Here is a 1,067-nt window from a genome sequence, read left to right as displayed (position 1 = left end):
CACACCACGACACCAGGCACATCAGCGCCACCCCACCGCTGAAGGGCTGGGGGCTGTTGTGGGTCTGTGGATCTAAAGGTGTTTCCGGCCTGACCCATCGGGCGTTGTGCCTGGTGAGGAGGGTGCCGTGATGACCGCGACACAGAACGACGTGACTGGACGTAAGAAGCGGGCGGAGCCGTCGGGGGAGGCGAAGGCCGCCGTCGAGCTGGTCCGGGCAGCCAAGGAGCAGGGCTTGTCGTTGACGGGTCCGGATGGGTTGCTCCGGCAGTTGACCAAGACGGTCCTGGAGACCGCGTTGAACGAGGAGATGACCGATCACCTCGGTTATGCCAAACACGAAAGCGACGGCGCCGGCTCGGGCAACATCCGCAACGGCAGCCGGCCGAAGACGGTGCTGACCGACGCGTCGGGGCCGGTGCAGATCGACGTGCCGCGCGACCGGGCTGGCACGTTCGAGCCGCAGATCGTCAAGAAGCGGCAGCGCCGTCTGTCCGGGGTCGACGAGGTCGTGTTGTCGTTGTATGCCAAGGGTTTGACGACCGGGGAGATCTCGGCGCACTTCGCCGAGATCTATGGCGCTTCGGTCAGTAAGGAGACGATCTCGCGGATCACTGACAAGGCGATCGAGGAGATGACCGACTGGTCGCACCGCCCGTTGGACGAGGTCTACGCGGCGGTGTTCATCGACGCGATCGTGGTGAAGGTGCGGGATGGTCAGGTCGCGAACCGGCCGTTCTACGCCGCGATCGGGGTCACCCTCGATGGGGAGAAGGACATCCTCGGGCTGTGGGCCGGCACCGGTGGTGAGGGTGCGAAGTTCTGGATGAGTGTGCTGACCGACCTGCGGAACCGGGGCGTGAAAAACGTGTTCTTCCTCGTCTGCGACGGCCTGAAAGGCCTTCCCGAGGTCGTCACGAACGTGTGGCCCCGCACGATCGTGCAGACCTGCATCATCCACCTGATCCGCAACAACGCCCGCTACCGGCGGGCGGTCAAGGCCCGCGGCCACTTCCCCAACGAGCAGGCCGCGTTGAAGTGTCTGTACCTGGTGACCCGGTCCCTGG

General features: G+C 65.2%; 1 protein-coding gene. It reads left to right on the top strand.

Features of this window, described 5'->3' with window-relative positions:
- Nucleotides 1-130: 130 nt before the first annotated feature.
- Nucleotides 131-1,067: IS256 family transposase (locus ACIBEF_RS32615; RefSeq protein WP_396797270.1), on the top strand; the 937-nt coding region annotated here is incomplete at its 3' end.

It is taken from the genome of Micromonospora sp. NPDC050795 (assembly GCF_044456785.1).
Lineage (GTDB): Bacteria > Actinomycetota > Actinomycetes > Mycobacteriales > Micromonosporaceae > Micromonospora.
Note: the sequence above shows the minus strand (reverse complement) of the source record. Positions and strands in the feature narration are given on the sequence as shown.